20 protein-coding genes are annotated in these 21,533 nt (G+C 40.2%); 11 read left to right on the top strand and 9 right to left on the bottom strand.

The annotated features are described in order from the left end of the window. Nucleotides 1-89: 89 nt before the first annotated feature. From R2R28_RS02975 to R2R28_RS02965, 3 genes are all read left to right on the top strand, one after another. Nucleotides 90-881: an alpha/beta hydrolase gene (locus R2R28_RS02975; RefSeq protein WP_316824226.1), complete on the top strand. Its 792-nt coding sequence runs from the start codon at nucleotides 90-92 to the stop codon at nucleotides 879-881. 55 nt (nucleotides 882-936) lie between these two features. Then, the gene (locus tag R2R28_RS02970) at nucleotides 937-1,623 is read left to right on the top strand and encodes a GNAT family N-acetyltransferase (RefSeq protein ID WP_316824225.1); all 687 of its coding nucleotides are present in this window, start codon (nucleotides 937-939) and stop codon (nucleotides 1,621-1,623) included. Nucleotides 1,624-1,707: 84 nt separating this feature from the next. Then, nucleotides 1,708-1,932 carry a CDGSH iron-sulfur domain-containing protein gene (locus R2R28_RS02965; protein ID WP_057931468.1) on the top strand — a complete coding sequence of 75 codons (225 nt, stop codon included), beginning with the start codon at nucleotides 1,708-1,710 and terminating at the stop codon, nucleotides 1,930-1,932. Nucleotides 1,933-2,359: 427 nt separating this feature from the next. Here the strand turns inward: R2R28_RS02965 and R2R28_RS02960 are convergent, their stop codons facing one another. Continuing rightward, nucleotides 2,360-2,509, bottom strand: a complete 150-nt coding sequence (locus R2R28_RS02960) for a hypothetical protein (protein WP_316824224.1) — start codon at nucleotides 2,507-2,509, stop codon at nucleotides 2,360-2,362. A gap of 78 nt (nucleotides 2,510-2,587) precedes the next feature. After that, nucleotides 2,588-2,794 carry a hypothetical protein gene (locus tag R2R28_RS02955; RefSeq protein WP_316824223.1) on the bottom strand — a complete coding sequence of 69 codons (207 nt, stop codon included), beginning with the start codon at nucleotides 2,792-2,794 and terminating at the stop codon, nucleotides 2,588-2,590. A 67-nt stretch (nucleotides 2,795-2,861) separates the two neighbouring features. Here R2R28_RS02955 and R2R28_RS02950 point away from each other — a divergent pair, with 67 nt between their 5' ends. After that, a complete protein-coding gene (locus R2R28_RS02950) occupies nucleotides 2,862-3,446 on the top strand; it encodes a hypothetical protein (RefSeq protein WP_316824222.1) in 585 nt (194 codons plus the stop codon). Nucleotides 3,447-3,918: 472 nt separating this feature from the next. Continuing rightward, nucleotides 3,919-5,535: a discoidin domain-containing protein gene (locus R2R28_RS02945; RefSeq protein WP_316824221.1), complete on the top strand. Its 1,617-nt coding sequence runs from the start codon at nucleotides 3,919-3,921 to the stop codon at nucleotides 5,533-5,535. 53 nt (nucleotides 5,536-5,588) lie between these two features. Here the strand turns inward: R2R28_RS02945 and R2R28_RS02940 are convergent, their stop codons facing one another. Together R2R28_RS02940 and R2R28_RS02935 are read right to left on the bottom strand one after the other, a co-directional pair. Next, nucleotides 5,589-6,392 carry an AraC family transcriptional regulator gene (locus R2R28_RS02940; protein ID WP_316824220.1) on the bottom strand — a complete coding sequence of 268 codons (804 nt, stop codon included), beginning with the start codon at nucleotides 6,390-6,392 and terminating at the stop codon, nucleotides 5,589-5,591. 534 nt (nucleotides 6,393-6,926) lie between these two features. Continuing rightward, complete coding sequence (locus R2R28_RS02935; protein ID WP_316824219.1) at nucleotides 6,927-7,805, bottom strand: oxidoreductase; 879 nt, start codon at nucleotides 7,803-7,805, stop codon at nucleotides 6,927-6,929. A 154-nt stretch (nucleotides 7,806-7,959) separates the two neighbouring features. Here R2R28_RS02935 and R2R28_RS02930 point away from each other — a divergent pair, with 154 nt between their 5' ends. The 4 genes from R2R28_RS02930 to R2R28_RS02915 all read left to right on the top strand — a co-directional run bounded on the left by R2R28_RS02930 (nucleotide 7,960) and on the right by R2R28_RS02915 (nucleotide 10,535). Then, nucleotides 7,960-8,151, top strand: a complete 192-nt coding sequence (locus R2R28_RS02930; protein ID WP_316824218.1) for a hypothetical protein — start codon at nucleotides 7,960-7,962, stop codon at nucleotides 8,149-8,151. A gap of 99 nt (nucleotides 8,152-8,250) precedes the next feature. Beyond that, nucleotides 8,251-8,682 carry a MarR family transcriptional regulator gene (locus R2R28_RS02925; RefSeq protein ID WP_316824217.1) on the top strand — a complete coding sequence of 144 codons (432 nt, stop codon included), beginning with the start codon at nucleotides 8,251-8,253 and terminating at the stop codon, nucleotides 8,680-8,682. Between the two features lie 10 nt (nucleotides 8,683-8,692). Then, nucleotides 8,693-9,952 (top strand): MFS transporter, encoded by a 1,260-nt coding sequence (locus tag R2R28_RS02920; protein ID WP_316824216.1) that lies wholly within the window; start codon nucleotides 8,693-8,695, stop codon nucleotides 9,950-9,952. A gap of 16 nt (nucleotides 9,953-9,968) precedes the next feature. Further along, nucleotides 9,969-10,535, top strand: a complete 567-nt coding sequence (locus R2R28_RS02915; RefSeq protein ID WP_316824215.1) for an isochorismatase family protein — start codon at nucleotides 9,969-9,971, stop codon at nucleotides 10,533-10,535. A gap of 129 nt (nucleotides 10,536-10,664) precedes the next feature. On the opposite strand, the gene R2R28_RS02910 is transcribed toward R2R28_RS02915, so the two are convergent. Continuing rightward, nucleotides 10,665-12,353: an arylsulfatase gene (locus tag R2R28_RS02910; protein WP_316824214.1), complete on the bottom strand. Its 1,689-nt coding sequence runs from the start codon at nucleotides 12,351-12,353 to the stop codon at nucleotides 10,665-10,667. A 220-nt stretch (nucleotides 12,354-12,573) separates the two neighbouring features. Between R2R28_RS02910 and R2R28_RS02905 the strand changes: the two genes are divergently transcribed. Both R2R28_RS02905 and R2R28_RS02900 read left to right on the top strand, forming a co-directional pair. Continuing rightward, nucleotides 12,574-12,966: a helix-turn-helix domain-containing protein gene (locus R2R28_RS02905; RefSeq protein ID WP_316824213.1), complete on the top strand. Its 393-nt coding sequence runs from the start codon at nucleotides 12,574-12,576 to the stop codon at nucleotides 12,964-12,966. Between the two features lie 77 nt (nucleotides 12,967-13,043). After that, the gene (locus R2R28_RS02900) at nucleotides 13,044-13,577 is read left to right on the top strand and encodes a hypothetical protein (RefSeq protein ID WP_316824212.1); all 534 of its coding nucleotides are present in this window, start codon (nucleotides 13,044-13,046) and stop codon (nucleotides 13,575-13,577) included. A 563-nt stretch (nucleotides 13,578-14,140) separates the two neighbouring features. Here R2R28_RS02900 and R2R28_RS02895 read toward each other — a convergent pair. From R2R28_RS02895 to R2R28_RS02880, 4 genes are read right to left on the bottom strand one after another with little or no spacing between them, the layout of a single operon-like run. Further along, nucleotides 14,141-15,019: a glycoside hydrolase family 16 protein gene (locus R2R28_RS02895; RefSeq protein ID WP_316824211.1), complete on the bottom strand. Its 879-nt coding sequence runs from the start codon at nucleotides 15,017-15,019 to the stop codon at nucleotides 14,141-14,143. A 59-nt stretch (nucleotides 15,020-15,078) separates the two neighbouring features. Further along, nucleotides 15,079-16,482: a PKD domain-containing protein gene (locus R2R28_RS02890; RefSeq protein ID WP_316824210.1), complete on the bottom strand. Its 1,404-nt coding sequence runs from the start codon at nucleotides 16,480-16,482 to the stop codon at nucleotides 15,079-15,081. 10 nt (nucleotides 16,483-16,492) lie between these two features. Continuing rightward, nucleotides 16,493-18,001, bottom strand: coding sequence for a RagB/SusD family nutrient uptake outer membrane protein (locus R2R28_RS02885; RefSeq protein ID WP_316824209.1), 1,509 nt, complete (start codon nucleotides 17,999-18,001; stop codon nucleotides 16,493-16,495). A gap of 10 nt (nucleotides 18,002-18,011) precedes the next feature. Then, nucleotides 18,012-21,368, bottom strand: a complete 3,357-nt coding sequence (locus R2R28_RS02880; RefSeq protein WP_316824208.1) for a TonB-dependent receptor — start codon at nucleotides 21,366-21,368, stop codon at nucleotides 18,012-18,014. Nucleotides 21,369-21,533: the final 165 nt, after the last annotated feature.

Below are 21,533 nucleotides of genomic sequence, written 5' to 3'. Positions count from 1 at the left end.
CTCAAATCACCCATAATATTGTCTGTTATGAGTCCATTATTTTCAGTCAACTTGTTTAGCTTTGTTTAACAACAATAAAATCAAAACCAATGGAAATTGATAAAAAAGCTGGCTACGAGCAGGTAAATGGCATTAATATGTATTATGAAGTTTATGGTGAAGGAGAAATTCCGCTGGTATTAATCCACGGCGGCGGTTCTACCATACAATCTACCTTTGGCAGGTTCATTCCTCAGCTAACCGGTAAGGTGATTGCAGTTGAACTTCAGGCGCATGGGCGTACCAGCGACCGAAATCAGCCCGAATCTTTTGCACAGGATGCACAAGATGTAACCAGTCTTTTAAATCAACTCAAAATAACAAAGGCTAATTTTTTAGGTTTCAGCAATGGCGGCACCACCACTTTAAATATCGCAGCCCATTACCCTGAGGTAGTAAATAAAATCATTGTCATTTCGGCCAATTATCAGCGGGAAGGTTTAATAGAAGGCTTTTATAATGGTTTTGGCGATGCTACCATCGATCATATGCCTGCAGCACTTAAAACTTCCTTCCTCGAGGTAAACCCTGATCAAAACGCAATGCAAACCATGTTCGAAAAAGACAAACAGCGTATGCTTGATTTTGTCGATTTAAGCGATGATGATCTCCGCGGAATTAAATCTGCAGCACTTCTAATGGTTGCCGACCGTGATGTGATCAGGCCGGAACATGTGGTAAAAATGTCGAGATTGATTGCAGATTCGCAGCTGGTGATTTTGCCTGGTTTACATGGTGCCATGATCGGCGAAAACCTTAATCCGGATGTAAGCGACAAAACGATTGGGATTACTGTGCATTTGGTGGAGGTTTTTTTGAATCGGCAATCAATATTTGGTTAGCTTGATTTGTACAAAAATTACCCCCGCCTGATTTAGCTTTTAATATCTTTGCTGCATGGAACACGTACTGGATAATCCGATTTATTATGCCCTAACATCTGGTCATAACCACATAGCAAAAGGGGCTGATGAAGCAAAATATTATTTTGAAGACATTACTGCCTTTGCCGGCTTAAAAGATAATTCGAAGGAAAATTTAGATACCCTTTACCAGATCAGTCCACCAGAGAGTTTGTTCGTATTTTTTGCTAAAACTCCTGTTGAGATTCCTGAACAATGGAAATTATTAACCCACATCAATATGTTCCAGTTTGTTTTTCGGAGTACAACAATACCTGATACCGGTGGAGCCGAACTCACAAACCTCGATCTGGAGCACGTTGCCGAAATGATCGATCTTGTGGAATTAACCAAACCGGGGCCATTTTTACCTAAAACCATCGAACTCACGAATTACACAGGTATATTTGTTGATGGAAAACTGGCCTCTATGGCCGGACACCGCTTTTTCCCAAGCCCCTATCGCGAAGTAAGTGCTGTTTGTACCCACCCCAATCATTTAGGAAAAGGCTATTCCTTTAAGATTTTGCAGGAACAGATTAAGCGGATATTGCTCCGCAACGAAATCCCTTTTCTGCATGTAAGAAATGATAATGAAGGTGCCATTAAACTTTATCATAAACTGGGTTTCGAAATCAGGACTGATATGATAGCCTATGTAATTAAAAAAGAGGCTGTATAAGCTCAAAGGAGAATGTTTCTAAATAGAAATCAGTAAAAAAATTGCGGGTTTTAAGCCTTATTTTTGCGGCATAACAAACAAAACATGTCTAAAACAAAACTTACCATTAACAATAACGGCTCTGTTAAAATTGAGGGCGATTTCGAAATTGTAGATAGAAACGGAAATATTTATGGCTTACAGGGCAGAGAAGTGCTTTCGATCTGCCGTTGTGGTTTATCAAAAAACAAACCTTTTTGCGATGGCGCACACAATGGCCATTTTGAGCATGAGGCGATTGCATTCGATCTTCCTCCTAAAAAAGTTTAATCAATACAATATTTCACTTTAGTTCCGTTTTTCAAAAAGTAAATATAATTTAACCACAGATGTACACAGGTAAGCACGGATTTTATTTGTGTGAGACCCTTTTATCTGTGGTTAAAAACCCTTAACTTAATGAACATCACGCTAGGTTTCAGCGGGTTGTTTTGCACTGCCTCTGCCAAATAAACCTGATTGCATGAAAGCTGATGCAGTTTTCTTACCGATTTGGCAGTACCATTAAAGCTATAAGGGAAGCAGGACTGCATTAACCGATAAGCAGGGTTTCTGCTTTCCAAAAAAACACGATTATTTTTTAGGAAGTGAAGGTTAAGTGCACATGGCGGCCTGTAGCCCCGCTTTCCCTCCTGCTGTTTTTAAAATTCAAGAAAAAGAAAATATTCCTATAAAAACGGCATCCGTACAATCAGGCTTAGGTTTCAGCGGGTTGTTTTGCACGGTCTCTATCAAAAAAACTGATCGTATGAAAGCTGAGCAGTTCTCTTACCGATTTGGCAGTACCATTAAAGCTGTAAGCAAAGCAGGACTGCATTAACCGATAAGCAGTGTTTCTGCTTTCCAAAAAAACACGATTATTTTTTAGGAAGTGAAAGCTAAGAGCACATGGCGGCCTGTAGCCCCGCCTTCCCTCCTGCCGTTTTTAAAATTCAAGAAGAAGAAAATATTCCGATAAAAACGGCATCCGTACAATCGGGCTTAGGTTTAAGCGGTTGTTTTGCTCTGCCTCTGCCAAATAAACCTGATTGCATGAAAGCTGATGCAGTTCTCTTACCGATTTGGCAGTACCATTAAAGCTGTAAGGAAAGCAGGACTGCATTAACTGATAAGCAGGGTTTCTGCTTTCCAAAAAAAACGCGTTTTACTCCTTTTCCCTCAGGGCTTAAACCATTTATACATAAACAAGTCATTAAGAGATGAAACAGATTTTTCTTCTCATTTCCACAATAATGATTTCCTTTTCTGTATTTGCACAGCGCGAAGCCATTGCAGATAGCGCCGGCTATCATATTATCGAACAGGCTAAACAACGTTTCCCAAAGTTTTACCGGGAATTTCAATCCATCAAGGCAAATGATCAGCTGATAAAAAAAATCAGGTTTATTCAGCAGCAAGGCACTGGACCAGCATTTGCATCGCCAAAAGGAGAAATCACCATCAACGTCGAATTTATACAAACGCCAAAACCAAATTTCGACGATAATCGCCTGATTGTGGTACTTTATCATGAAGTTGGTCACCTGCATTACTACGTTACCACCAAACAAACCGATTGGAACCCTGAAAACAGCGAAAAAGCAGCATTTGAATATTCATTGCTTAAAACCAAAGAAATCGCTGAAAAAGGCGACTGCCTTCCGCTTCAATCCGGTTTGAAATTTATGAAACTGAGGAGCGAAGGCACTAACCTGGAGGATGCACACGTTAGGGCATTAAAAAGAATGGTTACCAAGCCACTTTATGCCGGATACCTGCAATATGCCACTTCAAAGTGCAAATAGATTCTCCTCCACTAAATTCAATTTATTCATCTTACAAATCAATAAAAGTTCGCACAAACGTTTGTCTTTTTAATTATACAAGTACTTTTTTTCTATTTTACTCCTGCTTCAAAACCAAAATGGCCTGGTTTTACCTAAAAAAAATCGGCATTTCGAAACCAGCATATATTTATAAGCTGAAACAGTGCACTTTACACTTCTTTTATAAGCTGTTTTAAAAAAACTCATCAAACGTTTGCGTGGAGTTTCTTCCACGACCGCCTATTGATTCTGTTTATATTCATTTTACAATTAAACAAATCAAAACCAAGCATTTATGGTTTCACTTTTACAAAAAAGCATTAATGTTCTCATTTTGCATTCATCCTGCCCACAAACATTCATTTGTTTCCCTCCTGAAATCTAAAATCCTATTTCATACCTAACCTTTTAATATCTAACCCATATTAAACAACCTAAACCTCTAAAAACTATGAAAAAAATCATCCTTTATGCCTGCATATTACTTGCAGGATTGAGTTCCGCCTGCCGGAAAAATCAGATCGTTGAAAATCAGGAAAATTTACCTTCATTAAAAAACAAATCATCACTGGTAAACCCGAATCTGGTTACACAAATGCATAACCTTAACCTCATCTATTTTGTACCTAATGATCTGGATACATTAGCTGGTTATAGAAAAAGATTAAGTGATTTAATGCTTTGGGGCCAGAACTGGTACAAAGACGAGATGCAACGTAACGGTTATGGACCTAAAACCTTTGGCTTACTGCCCGATACCGCTACAGGAGGCGTAAAAATTATTCTGATCAGGGGGGCTTTGCCAAAAAGCAGCTATCCTTACTCTGGCGGAAGTGGTGCCGTAGCCAGTGAAATTAATGCTTATTTCGCTGCTCACCCTACCGAAAAAACCAGCGAGCATAGCCTGATCATTATTCCCCGTTATAGTTTTCAGACCAATGGAACACCAAGCGGAGGGCCATTTTACGGATCCGGGAAATGGTGTTATGCGCTTGATTATGAGGGCATGGATATTCAAAACATGGGCAAAACAGATGCTGCAGGTAACCTCTTTACCACCTGGTTTGGCGGCATGATACATGAGCTGGGACATGGCTTAAACCTACCTCATAATTCTCAAAAAGTTTCAGAAAATGCTACATTGGGCATGGCCTTAATGAATGCAGGAAATTATACACTTAGTAAATCGCCTACATTTTTAACGGCTACCGATGCGGCAATTTTAAATGTAAACCAGATTTTTAACAACGACAATAAAACCTATTATGGCTCGGTTACTGCCGGTATTAATAAAATACACGCCAGTTATTCGCCTACAAACAGCTCTATAACCGTATCTGGTAAATACACTACAAGCGTTAAGGTAAATAGTATTGTTTATTATAATGATCCGAATGTAAATAACGAAGGTACTGGTGTAAACCACGATTATAATGCCATTACCTGGGAGTCTAAATCGATCGGTCTGGATAGTTTTTATGTTGTAATGCCCATTTCAGATTTGCAGTATAAATCAGATGGCATGGCTTATGAGTTAAAGGTAAAACTGGTACACGAAAATGGAAATGTAACGGAAACCATATATACCTATACTTTTGCAGGCGGAGTACCTGTTTTAACTTTTAGCTCCCAAAACGAATTAAGCAAAACCGGCTGGACCATCGCATCTTTCAGCTCGGAAGAAACCAGCGGCGAAGGTACAGTAAATGGCAGGGCCAGTAAATTAATTGATGGCAACGCATCAACCTACTGGCACTCGAGATGGAGCAGTCCTGCAACCAGCTATCCCCATAATGTGGTGATCGATCTCGGATCGCTTAAAACTGCAAACGGATTAAGCTTAACACAACGAAGTGGCCTATCAAGATCAGTGAAAAATTTTGAAGTGTTAACCAGTACAGACGGTATCAATTTTACTTCTGTAAATAATTATGTGGCTGCAAATACAAACGGCGCACAATATTTTAGCTTTGGTTCGCCTAAATCGCTAAGATATTTTAAAATAATCGCCAATTCGGCCTACGATGGACTTCAATTTGCCGCACTAGCTGAATTAGGATTATATTAAAACTTACACCGGATTTTAGATTTTAAAGAGTTCCGCCTAAGCGGGACTCTTTATTAAATACTTACCCTCGATGGCGCCATACCGAAAGCCTTTTTAAAAGCAAATGAAAAATGCGAAAGGTCTTTAAAGCCAACTTCGAGGTACACATCTGATGATTTCCAGCCTTTTTCGGTAATGAGGTAATAGGCGTCGTTTAACCGTTTTTTCTGTAACCAACGATTAGGAGACAGGTTAAAAATCTTTTCAAAATCTCTTTTAAACGTAGCTAAACTTCTTCCGGTTAAATAAGCAAAGCGGTTAATATCTACGTTAAATTTGTAATTGGCATTCATATAGGCTTCCAAATCGATTTTTCCGGGTTCGGAGAAATCAAAAAGCACATCTTTTAATATTGGGTTGGTTTGCAATAAAATGATTACAGCTTCTTTAACTTTTAAATCAATCAAAGCCTGGTTAGATTCATGATTTCCATCAAGGTATGGCCATAGCGAATCGATATAGTTTTTTAACAAGCCATTGGCTTCAAGGGCCAAACCTTTAAGATCGTGGTTAGGCTTTTCCATTTGCAAATTGTATTCACTGCTGATGCTATGCAAAATCTCCTGATCAATATTGATGCTGATGGATTTAAACTCTCCTCCAGGTGGCGGATATTTGGTATAACGCGCCAGTTGGTTACGCCTAAAAAACCTGAAATCGCCATCCGAAAATGTAAATTTTTCTCCACTGATAAAAATCTCTGATGTCCCCGTAATTACCAGTCCTAATGAATGGCTGGGAATAAACTGTTCGCCCTCACTGCTTTTCTGGGCGTAACAGGAAAACATAATATTTGGACGTTTAACTTGATTTGGCATGTTGATCAAATTTAAGGTTTTATAGTGAGACATCGTCATCCCCGTGCAGACGGGGATCCTAATGCAAATAAGCGCTAGTGATGGCATTAAGATCCCCAATCGAGTTGGGAATGACGTACCGCCAAATATGGATAGATCTTTGTAGATTTCCTGACTGCATTGCACTCCGCTATCAATGACAGATTTAAAAAATCGTCCGTCATTCCCGCGCAGGCGGGAATCTTAATGCAACCTGCAATCCCGACTAAGGCATTACGATTGCCAGTCGAGCTGGCAATGACGATTATACGTATTGTCATTAAACCTCCGATGTATTTGAAAAATGCTAACCTCTACTATTGACGTTATTTTATAATAATCTAAAAATGAGTACATTATGAAAGATATGCGTTTCCATCCAGCTAGGTCTTAGCACCATTTCTACGTAAATCCATCGCTAATATTGATTTTTATACCATAAATTATCCCTCAAGGATGACAAAACGAGCGAAAGAAATGTTCTAATAAATACTCAGTGTCAATCTGGGCTAAAACTTATTTCTTGATAAAAGATTTTCCCAGATCAGTGGCTAAGAAATTCTCTGCCTCATCATGATCGGTGGATAAACTTACCTCCATCCATTTTTCCATTTCGGCCGTTCTCGCCGCATCGGCCTGTTTAAGGAGACCAATGGCTTCACTTCCCAAAACGAGGTGTACCGGTGGTTCAGGACTTTCTACCAGATCGATCATGGCTTTTGCAGCTTTTTCCGGATCGCCCATTGGCACAAAGTTGCCACTTTTGAAAAATTCAGCACGTTTTTCCACTGAGTTTTCATAACCTTCTACTGTGGTTGCGAAACTCATTGAATCGCCAGCCCAATCGGTACGGAAACCACCCGGCTCAACGCTGGTAACATAAATACCTAAATCTACTACTTCTTTGGCCAGTGCTTCGGTAAAACCGCCCAAACCAAATTTAGCGGCCTGATACATGCTTAAGCCAGCATTACCCACACGGCCACCAACCGAACTGATCTGCAAAATCCTACCTGAACGCTGTTTACGCATAAATGGCAATATGGCACGCGTAATTTCTATTGGTGCATATAAATTGGTTTCCAGCTGGCTGCGTACCTGCTTTTCTGTAAAAGCTTCGGCAGCACCAATAATTCCAAAACCAGCGTTATTTACCAGCACATCTATTTTACCAAAATGTTCAATTGCGGCCTCAACCGCTAAGTTCACCTGATCGTAATCGGTAACATCCAGCATAATAGGTAAAACCTGGTCAGGATATTTTTCTACAAAATCTTTTAAGGCTTCGATATTTCTTGCGGTTGCCGCAACTAAATCGCCTTTTGCCAACACCTGTGCTGTTAGGCTACGTCCCAAACCCCGGGAGCTGCCTGTTATAAACCAAACTTTTTTCATTTTTTCTATCATTTAATAAATCAAAGGTAAATTGATTCTCAAGGAGAAGCTTTGCTAAAAAGCTCAATTTACTTTGTTAAAAAGCTCAAATATTTTTGCGGGAACCTTTTTAGTTGATTTGATGTTAAATCATGGTAATCAATTAAGTAACATTATGGCAAAGACTCAGAAAAAAGGCAAAAAGAAAAAGGATAAAAAGAAAGGGAAGAAAAATAAACTAGGAGTTAAAAACTCATTGGTAAACAACATCAATGCACGTAAGAAAAAAGGGAAATCCCGATCAAAAAAGAAATCAAAAATCAGCAAAAAAGCCTATAAGAAGATGCAGAAGGGCTGGAAAAAGTAATTGATTTGTAAAGGTGGGGTCGATTATCTAAAAAAAAAAAGTGAATCTATAAAATTAGCACTACATTTGTAAGGTAAACTTATAAGTTTTACTTACAAAATGAATTCACAAAACAGTCACGATATCGCGATACAGCTCCGCCCGATTTTAACCCGGTTAGTGAGGAAAATGCGAAAACTTTCACCACTCGACACCCCATTATCGCAAACAGAACGAGCAGTTTTGATTTCTCTTGAAAGCCAAAGTCTGCTCGCGGCAGAACTTGCTGTGATTGAAAAAATAACACCGCAATCCATGGGTCAGGTAATTACCCACTTAAATACACTCGGTTTGATTGATAAAACCCCGTCAGATACGGATAAACGTAAAGTATATCTTTCTATTTCTGCCTTAGGTAAAGAGATGATCCAACAGGTGCGAAACGAGCGTGATGAATGGTTAAGCAAAGCTATTGGCGAGGCTTGTAATGCGCAGGAACAGGAAATTTTAAAGGCAGCCATTGGTCCTTTAGCTAAACTGGTTGAATTTTAAAGCTATAAAAATGAAAATCAGCACATTTAATGCCTTTAAAAGCCGTAATTACCGGTTATATTTCGGCGGACAATCCATTTCCCTGATTGGCACCTGGATGCAAAAAACCGCGGTAAGCTGGGTAATTTATTCGGAAACCCATTCGAAATTTATGCTGGGTTTAACCCTTTTTGCCAGCCTGTTCCCTTCATTTATTTTTTCTTTTTTGGGCGGAGTGGCTTCCGACCGGTATAACAGGTACAAATTATTATTGCTTACCCAAATCGCCTCAATGATACAGGCCGTGTTATTGACATTATTGATTTTTTTCAGGCATTATTCGGTGTGGGAAATTATTGCGTTAAGTGCCTTGCTCGGATTGATTAATGCCTTTGATGTGCCGGCCAGGCAATCGCTGGTGTACGAAATGGTTGATGATAAGGCTGATTTACCGAATGCACTGGCACTAAATTCATCGATGGTAAATTTATCGAGGTTAATCGGACCTGGTTTAGCGGGACTGGCTTTAGAAAAATTTGGAGATGATATCTGTTTTGGACTAAACGCGGTGAGTTTTATCGCCGTTATCGGCTCTTTACTGATGATGAAACTGCCAAAATATATTGCAAAACCCAGCACCAAAAATGTAATAGAAGAATTAAAGGAAGGTTTTGCTTACATCAGGAAAACGCCTTCTATCAGCATTATTTTAATGATGCTGGCTTTAATTAGCCTGACGGTTTTACCTTTTAGCACATTGATTCCGGTTTATGCCAAAGATATTTTTAAAGGTACTGCATCAACTTTTGGGGTAATTGATAGTGTGATTGGCTTAGGGGCTTTTTCTGGCGCCATTTTTCTGGCTTCGTTAAAACCTGGAAGAAATCTCAGAAAAATCCTCGCCATTAATACTTTGATTTTCGGATTAGGCCTGATTTTATTTTCACACAGCACTTATTATCCAATCGCATTGGTTTTCGCTACCATATCAGGCTTCGGCATGATGTCGCAGATTACCATTAGCAACACCCTGATCCAAACCACTGTTGATCCATCCATGCGTGGCCGGGTAATCAGTTTTTATGCCATGGCATTTTTCGGGATGCAGCCATTGGGCGGATTACTTGTTGGTGGAATTTCGCAATGGATTGGCACACCAGACACTGTTTTACTGGAAGGTGCTATTGCCCTGATTATCGGCGCATTTTTATACCGCAAACTCCGGAAAGATGAAATTAAAAATACCAGCATCAAACCAGAAATTAACCAGCTCGAATTAGAAAAAGTATAATTTAAATCAATATAAAATGGTTACTTCATTAGATAAAAAAACAGCTTTAGTTTTAATCGATCTTCAAAAAGGAATTATGCAATTTCCAATCGCAAAACCTGTTAACGAAATTTTGGAAAAGGCAGCGGCATTGGTGTCAGCTTTCCACAAAGCAAACCTGCCAGTTGTGGTGGTAAATGTTGATCCGACCAAATCCCTGCTTAACACTTTACGCACTGATGCGAATGCAAAATTTACCAGCTTTCCTGATGAATGGTTCGAAATCGCACCAGAAATTAAAACCATCGAAAGCGATATTTTCATCACCAAACACACATGGAATGCTTTTACAAACCCTAACCTTGATATCGAACTGAAAAAAAGAGGTATTACGGGGATTGTACTGGCAGGTATTTCTACCAGTGTTGGTGTAGAGGGTACGGCCAGGGCCGCAAGTGAATATGGCTATAACATCACTTTTGCTGAGGATGCCATAGCAGATACCAATGCTGATGCACATGAACATAGTATAAAACGTATTTTCCCGAGATTGGGGGAGGTTGATGAGGTAGATAAGATTATTGACGCTTTGTCAGCCAGGTAGTTTCAGCAGCGATCTTAATACCGTGGCAGGAGTTGCAAATAGCATTAAGATTCCCGCATGCGCGAGAATGACGACAATTCTAAATAAATACCATTAACTCTATCGGTCGGTATCTCACCGACCGAAATTTTATCGTTTAGGCAGCACATGGTTTTCCTTTGCCCATTCCTGCCATTTTGCAGCCAGCTCTTTCACCTTGTCAGGATGTTGAACTGCGATATCGTTCAACTCTGTTTTATCCTTTTTAATATTGTAAAGGTGCCAGGTAGAATCGTTAGCAAGATTGACCATTTTCCAATCACCGCTACGCACATAACGTGCGTTAAAGTGTTCATTAAATAATGTTTGGTGACCAATAGCAACTTTTCCTTTTAATGCGGGCACCAGGCTCAAGCCTTGCATCGGCTTAATGGTATGTCCTTTATAATTGCCAGGGTATTTCGCATTGGCAAGTTCAACAAAAGTGGTCATAAAATCCATTACATGCCCCACCTGATCGGTATAACTTCCTTTTTTAGCGGTTATTCCTTTTGGCCAGAAGGCAATCATCGGGGTATGCACACCACCTTCGTAAGATTCTGCTTTTGCCAGTTGATATGGCGTATTTGCTACATTTGCCCAAATCGGACCGATAGAAGTATAGCTCGTTTGCGGTCCTGGCATTACCCTTTTATAGATTGGATAAGCAATTTTTTCACCCGATCTTGTTTCACTTGGCCGGTCGAAACCCGGTCCGTAACGCATGGCATCTTCCGGACTGGCCCCGTTATCACTTAAAAAAATGATCAGTGTATTATCCAATTGATTGGTTTCTTTTAACGTTTTGATCATGCGGCCAATTCCCTGGTCCATCCGATCAATCATGGCGGCATGCACTGCCATTGCCATTTCATCAAAGGCTTTGGTTGGATTATTTTCCCATTTTTCAGTCGATTTTCTTGGAGATAACGGAGCTGTCTTAGGGTCAATCAATCCCATGGCCACCATCCTTTTATATCTTGCCTCGCGGATGGCATCCCAACCAACTTTATAAGTATCCTTATATTTTGCAATATCTTCCGGTTTTGCCTGCAATGGCCAATGTGGTGCATTTTCGGCTACATACAGAAAGAAAGGTTTATCGCCTTTGCTAAATTCGCGGATGTAAGTAGTAGCAGTATCGTTAATGGCGTCGGTATGGTAATAATCTTTGGGCACATCTTTAATGGGTGTGGTACCACTTACCAGACTAAAAGGGTCAAAAAAATCGACTACTCCCCAGAGCGTACCGAAGAATTTGTCGAAACCCCTGTTGGTTGGATATTGATCGATTGGAGAAAATAAAGGGAAAGATGTTTTATGGTTCAGCCAATCAAGTTGCGCCTGTGGTGCAGGCTGTTCGATAGTATTGGAAACATGCCATTTACCCGACATTGCGGTACTGTAGCCTGCGTTTTTTAAAACTTCGGCCAGTGTTACTGCATTTTTGGAGATGGCACCACGATAACCTTCCACTCCTCTATCAGTGGTCATTTCGCCAATACCGGCATTATGATTGTAAAGCCCCGTTAATAATGCTGCCCGGCTGGGGCAACAGCGGGAAGTATTATAAAAGTTTTTAAAACGTACGCCCTGGCTGGCCAGGTAATCGATATTGGGTGTTTTAATTTCTCCACCATAACAACCGATATCAGAAAAACCAAGATCGTCAGCCAGGATGACAATAATATTTGGCCGTTTATCTACTGCTTTTTTAGGCTTAGGGTTATCAGTAAAAGCGGTTAAAACACTAATCGATCCGATTAAAAGAAGGCTTGAATATTTGGTAAATGTGCGCATCATCATCCAAATTAAGATAAAAATACCAATGTGACAATTTCATCAATTAATTTGTTGCAAACACAGCTAAATCGATTTATATGCCTTATGGCCCTAAACATAGTGAAGAATCTGAAGCTACATTGCAGAATATTCAATAAATATGTAATCTTACTATCAAAAAGATACTAGTATCCCAAAGGATAGCGATATCCTTTACGAAAGCATATAACTTTGTATTATGGGACCAGCAAAAGAACACCGTAACAAAGAAGCTTGTACATCAAGCTTAAATGCGGTAAAAGATGCACTTTATGTATTAAATGGTAAATGGAAACTTCCTTTAATTATTTCCTTACAGGAAGGGCCGCAGCGTTTTAACGAAATTCAGAAATCACTTGGAGAAATTACACCAAAAATTTTATCAAAAGAGCTGAAGGATCTGGAGTTGAACGAATTTGTTGTTCGTAAGGTATTTTCTACTACTCCTGTTACGGTAACCTACGAATTAACGCCTTACAGCGAATCGTTGGATAAAGTAATCAAGGAGTTAAGGGAGTGGGGATTAAAACATCGGGAAAGATTAGTAAAAAATAGAAGGACTGAGCCGATTGCAGAGGCGATGAGTGCTTAATCAGGCTTGGGTATTGCTAAAAAAAGCAATAAACTGATAATGATAAAATTCGGTTATCTTTGTGCAAAATAAAATCGATGGCGGTATTACATAGAAAAGAAGAAAAAATTCAGGCAGTGCTGGGTAGGTTGCCTAAAAAATATACAGACGAACAATTTGTAGAGATGTTCATCAGACTTTATTCTAAAGATTGGGGCAAGATAAAATCGGCTTATATTAAACAATCTCAGGATAAAGAACCTGGAACAATCATTAATATGCCGAAACCAGAGGTATATTTAAAACAGGTTTTAGCCAATTACCTGCAACAAGAACATGCTCCTAAAGCAGTAGAGGTTAAGGAAGAAGTTGTAGTTGAAGCACCTGCGGTTGAAATTAAAAAAGCAAAGGCACCGGCCAAGAAAAAAGAAACTGTAACCGAAGAAGCTCCTGCGGAGGTTAAAAAAGCCAAAGCACCTGCAAAAAAGAAAGCGGAAGTAGCTGAAGAGCCAGTTGCTGAAGTAAAGAAGACAAAAGCACCAGCCAAGAAAAAAGCAGCGGTTACAGAAGAAACTCCAGCGGTTGAAAAGAAAACAAAAACTGTGGCAAAAAAGGCTACAGAAAAAAAATAAAAAATATTTTACACCGAATATAATAAATCGCCTTTTTGGTTGTTTATATATATGAGAGCGTTAATTTAGATGACGGGGATAGGTCGGTATGATCGATCCCCGTTTTTTTTATGGCCCACTCTGAATGCAGTGAAGAATCTTTTAAGGAACGAAATTATCTCAAAATCGTCAGGGATTTTCAGTGTCACTTCCCTAAATACAAATTATTAAAGACAATTTCAGGTGGTTCATGAGGACACAAACCACGGGAGAAGTTATTACAGATTGAAGAACGCAAGATTAACTTAATATTGACAGGGATTTTCCGTGTTTTTCAGTGCATCCGTGGCTAAAAAAATCTTCAAAGCCTACAAAAAAGTGGCCTGTGAGGACACAGGCTACGGGAAGTGCAGAGAGATACCCTGCCATGAATTAACTTGTCATTCTGAATGCATTGAAGAATCTTTTGGTGGTTCCTGGGGACACAAACCGCGGAGATACCACAAAAAAAAAGTGGCCTGTGAAAACACAGACCACTGAAAATCCGCTGAATCCTCAGCAAATCACAATCAAACTAACATATCTTATTTATCGATCATTTTATAATAACGAACATAATCTACTTCCATTTTTTGCGGCCAGATATTGGGATCAATGCCCTGTGCACCGCCCCAATCGCCACCTACTGCAACATTTAACAACAGGTGAAAACGTTTATCAAAAGGCCATACTTTATAACCTGTTCCTTCATTAGCAAATTCAAACACCTTTACATCGTCGTAATAACCACGGATGGCATAAGGGGTCCAATCTACGCGGTACAAGTGAAAGGCTGTACTTGCTCCATCAATTTTTTTGGTAATGGTTTTTTGGGTATTAATTTTGAAATAATACGCCTCACTATGGGTAGTAAAATGCACCATATCCTGATCGTAGCCCACATGCTCCATAATATCAATTTCACCTGATTTAGGCCAGTCGCCATAAAAACGATCAGTTGGCAACATCCAGATGGCGGGCCAGGTGCCTTTACCTGTTGGTAATTTTGCCTTAATTTCGAAACGGCCGTATAAAGCATCGAGTTTATTGCGGGTTACCATACGGGATGAGGTATAAGCCATACCGCCCATATTCTCTTTTTTTGCTGTAATGGTTAATATTCCGCCGGCAACACTGGCATTATTGGTGGTGTTGGTGTAATATTCCAGCTCTTTGTTCCCCCAGCCACTGCCTCCGGTATCGTAATCCCAATTGCCGGAAAGTGGTGCACCGGTATTGGTAAATTCATCAGCCCAGGTTGGCGTGGTTTCAAAGGCCCAGCCTTTATCAACAGCTGGCCCCACTACTGGCGGCACATAAACTAATCCATCACCACCTCCCTTTGAACAGGAACTCAATGCAAGTGCGCTAATGGCAAATGCAAAAACCACACTTTTAAAATGCTTTACTGAATGTCTCATCATATAAATTTTTTAAAATAAGGCAGTTTGCGCTTTGCAAACTGCCCTGTTAAAATCAAGCTTTACTTAAACTCAAAATCATCAATGTAAAATATGCCCGGTGCCGGATGACCTTCGCCACCCAACTGAACCACAATTTTATCATATAACGTTTGGGCAGATGAGCCCGAATAATCGAATTCCAACTGTATCCACTTATTGTAATCGGTAGCCGCAATGGTTTTAAAAACCTCAATCTGCGTAGTATAAGCATTGCCACCCAACAGAGAATTTTGCAGCTTAACTGAAACTTTTGGCTGCAAGGTTGTAAAATCATTTCCACCTGGGATAAAAACCTTTATGCGGATTTTATTTTTCGCAGCAAGATCAAAACGATATGGTAAGGTTACATTCAGGTTTCCATACTGACCACCTTCGCCGGTTATTTTCTCATAATAACCTACTTTGGTAGAAGTATTTACCGGAAATTTTGCTGGGTTATCATAAGGGCTTGTAAAAGTAATATTTTCGGTAGCCCAGGTGAAATTAGAAGTCCCTTGAAAATCATCAGTTAGGTTTGCTGCCTGTATAGGCTTTTGTACTACCGGACGTACATACCCTTTTTTAATTAATCTTAAGTACCAGGCATTACCACTATTGGCTTTATCTAAACAGCGTAACCACATTTCATTATCATTTAAAGATAAGATCTGATACTGAGAAACGCCGAGATAATAACCAATAAAACCTCCACCAGAAATGGTGATGTATTTAGCACCATTTATTTCGGTAACCAGCCAGGTTAAATTGGTTGGCGGGGTATAATTTACCATCGGATCGTTTGAGCCCGCCGGTCCACCGATTCCAGGCGCATTCGCTGCGTTGGCAAAAGTAGTCCCTTTATTATCGTAGGTATATTTCAGGGCATTCATATTAAAAGTCATCTCATCATCGTAAAAACCCAAACCACTTTTCTCATCCGGCCCGGCCTGGTACCAATCTGGTGTTTGAGAGGTAATAGGACCAACACCTAAATGCCCGGGTGTTTTCTGATCGATTACCCAGGTAAAACCTGTGGCATTTGATAAGCCGCCAGATAAAGTGGTAAAAGCAGGATCGGTTAACATAGCGGGGTTTGTAGTGGCGATAACGACTGATTTGGTACTCGAAACCGAGCCACCATCGGTAACAATGGTCAATTTTACGGTATAGGTTCCTGCAAGTGGATAAGCAGCTGTTACGGTATTACCATCTCCGGTTGCACCATTACCGAAATCCCAAAGGGCTTTAAAACCCGGCGATTGGTTTACCAGAGTAACGATATTGGCATTGGTTGCACCAGGTGTTACGGTAAATTTAACCTGATCTGCCGTAGGTGCAACACCCAGGTCTTTATCTGTATTTCCTTTTTTGCAGGCACTAAAGCTCAGCAAAAGCAGCAAGGTCATAAACCCGGCTGTTTGTTTAATGATATAATTTAATTTCATGATATCTTAATTAATTATAGCCTGGATTTTGTTTAATTACCCCTTTTGTAAGGTCGATTTCCTGTTGCGGGATGGGTATAAATTCACTTTTACCAGCTTTATAGCCCACCGGCCCTAAAACAGTAACTGCCCTGCCGCTACGCACCAGATCGAAGAAACGATGGCCTTCGAAAGCCAGTTCTAACCTGCGCTCGTTGAAGATATTATCAAGAGTTGCCGGAACAGGTGTTAAACCTACTCTTGCCCTAACGGCTGTAAGCAATTCCAGGGCACGGGTTGGGTCGCTGTTTAACCTTACCAAAGCCTCGGCTTCCATTAAATAGGTATCGGCTAAACGCATTTCAATTTCGTCAATCGGCCAGTTTAATTCGGCGACACCACTATTAGAGCGGTAAGCTTTTAAAGGCGCGTATTTTTTGATGAAATAATCGGTGTTCTGGTATCTTTTGTTATAGGTTGCGCCGGTAACTTGTAGTGCAGCGCCATCTATAACCGAGGTGGCAAAACGTGGGTCGGTTTTCATTACATTTACCAGGCTAAGCGTTACCGGACAGAAGCCCCAGCCAGCGGAGTAAGTATCGCCATTGTAGCCATCCATGCCAACAAACTGCGTAGCTACATTACCCTCACCACCGTTTACCCAGCCCCAATCGCCCCAGGCAGCTAAATTAGAGTGTGGAATTTCAAGAATTACCTCGGCATTGAATTTATTATCCGGCCTGAAAATATCGGCGTAATTTGGCAATAAAGAATAACCATAGGCATTACCAACCTTGTTAATATCGTTAAATAAAGTTGCGGCTTCCTGAAGCTTGGTATTATCGTTTTGATATAGCAGAACCTTTGCCAGCAATGCTTTTGCAGCACCCATCGAAATACGGCCTTTTTCACTTGTAGCAACAGTTGTGGGCAACGAAGGGTAGGCATCGCGCAGATCTCTTTCTACCTGGGCATATATTGCTGCTGGTGCAGATTGTGTTTGCGTATATAATTCAGCAGTTGGAATAATAGCAGTAATTAATGGAACGTTGCCAAAAAACCTCACCAGGTCGAAATAGAAGTAAGCCCTTAAAAACTTAGCTTCGGCAGTAACCCTTGCTTTAAAACCTGCACTTAAGGTTGTTGCTTTTCCAATTTTCTCTAAAATAATATTGGCACGGTTAATCCCGGTGAAGTTTTTACTCCATAAGCCCACCTGTGGGCCCAATCTCGAATCCATGTTAAAATTATCGTAAGCCACCCATCCTGGCTGATCGGAAGCATTACTTCCACCTGCAAAACAATCATCAGATGCCGCACTTAAAAGTGGCTGTTTCATGGTATAACCGCCAGTTGTACCCCATTGCATTACATCATATACGGCAATTAAGCCTTGATAAACTTCGGTTTCGTTACGGTAGAAATTTTCTTCAGTTGCAGTTCCCCTCGGGGTTAACTCTAAAAAATCTTTTTTACAAGAAATGCTTAATTGCATCATTACCAAAATGGCAATCGAATATTTTATATGTCTAATTTTCATAGCGTTATTATTAAAATCCAACATTTACACCTACAAAAAATGACCTGGCCTGTGGATAAAAGCCACGATCAACACCTAAGCTGCTCCCGCCAATTTCCGGATCGTAACCCGTGTATTTGGTTAGTGTAAACAGGTTATTGCTCATTACATAAAACTTCAGGTTATCCAATCCGATCTTGCTGATCAGGTTTTTTGGCAAGGTATAACCCAATTGAATGTTTTTTAAACGGAAATAGGCACCACTTTCCAGGAATAAACTCGATACGCGGCTATAATTTTTATTGTCATCCTGTAAGGTTGCACGCGGAATGGTGTTGCTGGTTCCCTCACCTGTCCAACGGTTTAAAATGTTGGTGGTGTAGTTAGATGGCGTTAAATCGAACCTTCTTAATCCGTTAAAAATCATGTTACCTGAAACACCTTGTCCGAAAAGGGAGATATCAAAACCTTTATACTTTGCAGAAACGGTAATACCATAGGTAAAATTAGGGTTGGACCGGCCTAAAAAAGTACGATCGGCATCGCTGATCACCCCATCGCCATTAAGGTCTAAAAATTTAATATCACCCGGTTTTGCATTAGGCTGGATCAACGTTCCGGCACCGTTTTTATAATTGTTAATTTCTGCCTGATTTTGAAAAAGACCTGCCGTCTGGTAACCAAAAAACGAATCAACTGATTGGCCTATAGCCACACGGGTTACTTCTAACGCCTGTGGGGTAATGGTTTGCCTGTTCGGGATATAATCTTTATCGGCACCTAATAAGGTTACCTGATTTTTGATAAATGAGGCATTACCGGCAACATGGAAACTTACTTCGCCAACTTTTTTGTTCCATCCCAATTCAATTTCGAAACCCCTGTTGTATAAATCTGCAGTATTGGCGTAAGGCCCGGTATTACCAACATACGATGGTACCACCTGAGGCAACAACATTCCATAAGTTTTTTTATTAAAATAGCTGGTTCCCAAAGTAATGCCTTCAAATAAGGTGGCATCAAAACCTAGATCAAATGATGAGGTTTCTTCCCATTTCAAATCAGGATTAGAAAGTGCATTCGGGCTAACACCATTTACTAAAGCCTGACCGGCACTGGTACCTAAGGAATAGTTTCGGCCACCACTTACTGTAGCCAGATAGCTAAAATCAGGAATACGGTCGTTACCATTTACGCCATACGATCCCCTGAATTTTAAAAAGGTAACAATATCATTTTTAGGCCAGAAATTTTCTCTGGAAGCTACCCATCCAATAGATGCTGATGGAAAATAACCATATTTGTTGTTTGGTCCGAAGCGGGATGAACCATCTCTGCGGATAATACCCGTAAACAGGTATTTTTCATCATAATTGTAAATAATCCGCCCGAAAATTGAGGTAAGGGTATTTAAATATTCTGAACCATACACATCAGAACTAGTTCTTGCTACAGGAAACTGCATCGAAGCATCTTTTAGGTTATCAACAGGGATACCTTCTTTAATTCCACCTAAAGTTTCGCCCTTATTTTTTTGCGAAGAGTAACCTAACAAAGCAGTAATGGCATGTTTACCAAATGTTCTGTCGTAACTTAACGTATTTTCTAACGACCAAAGTAAACCCCGGTTGCTATCTCTGGTATAAGCGGTTAAGGTTGATAGATTGATGGAGTTTAAGTAATAAATCGGACGAAAGGTTTGTCCACCCCAAAAAGCCAGGTCTACGCCTCCCGTAGTCCTTGCTTTTAGTCCTTTTATAAATTCTACTTCTGCAAATACATTTCCAACCACTTTATCGCTCCAGTTATTTCCCTGGGCAACCTGTAAAGCTGCAACCGGATTTAAAACTTCAGATTGAGCATAGTCGGAAATACCATAAGGAAAGCCTGCTTCATTTCTTACCACCGGATTACCGAGGTATTTAGGCAAACCGTATTTAGCCGGATCGGTTTCTACAACCGGTGTTATCGGATCCATGTTAATGGCCCTGCTTAAAGGCGAACCATATTCGGTATTGGTACTTACCCCTATCGAATTTATACGTGTATAACCAATGGAGTTACCAAATTTAATATTCTTGGTTATTTTATGCTCGAAATTAAACCTGGCTGTAAATCTTTTAAATTTCGAGTTAGAAGTGGCCACTATACCATCCTGATCGAGGTAACTGAACGAACCATAATAAATAGATTTATCGTTACCGCCACTCATGTTTAAATCGTGGTTCTGGATCATTGCGCTGTTATTGAACACAGCAGCCTGCCAGTCAGTCCCTTCGCCATATTGCGCAGGGTTTGGGAAACGTACAGCCGATACACCATCTGCCAATTGCGATTCGTTATAAATGGTTGCGTATTGTGTGGCATTTAAAAGTTTAAGTTTGGTAGAAGGTGCCTGCGTACCGATATAATTATTATACTCTAACCTTACGCGGCCTGTATTTGCCCCTTTTTTGGTTGAGACAAGAATAACCCCATTGGCTGCACGCGTACCGTAAATGGCTGCAGAAGCCGCATCTTTTAATACCTCGATAGATTCGATATCCGATTGGTTTAAATATTCGATGCCGCCTTCAATCACCACACCATCAACCACAAACAAAGGATTGGCGTTATTAATATTTGCTGTACCCCTGATCCTGATGGTACCACCATCACCGGGTTGACCAGAGCTGGTCATTACCATTACGCCCGAGGCCCTTCCCTGTAACGATTGTTCAATCCTGATGACAGGCATATCTTTTAAATCACTGGCTTTAACCGAAGCAATTGCACCGGTTACCACACTTTTCTTTTGTGTACCATAACCAATCACCACTGCATCAGCCAATAAACCTGCCTGCGGTTCTAATTTTATCGTTAAACCATTGGCGGCTGTTACCTCTTTATTTTCGTAACCGATGTAAGAAATTACCAGTGTGGCACCCTCTGTTACATCTTTTAAAACAAAAGCGCCTGTTTCGTCGGTTACCGCTCCCTGGTTGGTTCCTTTCACTTTTACACTTGCACCAGCCATTGGTGTGCCTTTCTCGTCAACTATTTTGCCGCTGATATCAACAAAAGAGCGGATCATTAACGGGGTACCCTCTGCCGATTTACGGTGAATAATGATGGTGTTGTTTTTGATGGTATAACCTAAAGGCTGATCGCTGAAAATGCGTTTCAGTGCTTCTTTAATATCGGTATTGCGAATATCAATGGTTACCGGTTTGGCTTCTTTTAAAAGATCCAAATCATATAAAAAACTGTAACCCACACTTTTGTTCAGCTTGCGAAAAACCTTGAGGAGCGTGGTGTTTTTTTCTGATAATGTTACGTTTTGTGCATTTGCAGCTCCGTAACTGAGCTGTAAAAATGTAGTGATTAGTAAGACAAAAGTCAATTTCATAATCAACAAAATTTTAAACAGGCGCCCCTTTGGTTTGGGCAACCATTCAGTATAAAAATTCATATATTTGGTTATTAGGTTTAGAATAGTTGTATCTCACAATTTTACGATTAGAATAAAGCCTTAAATATGGCCGGGAGCGTTGCCGCGCTTCCGGTTTTTTCA

The sequence above is a fragment of the Pedobacter miscanthi genome (assembly GCF_032678605.1).
Lineage (GTDB): Bacteria > Bacteroidota > Bacteroidia > Sphingobacteriales > Sphingobacteriaceae > Pedobacter > Pedobacter miscanthi_A.
Note: the sequence above shows the minus strand (reverse complement) of the source record. Positions and strands in the feature narration are given on the sequence as shown.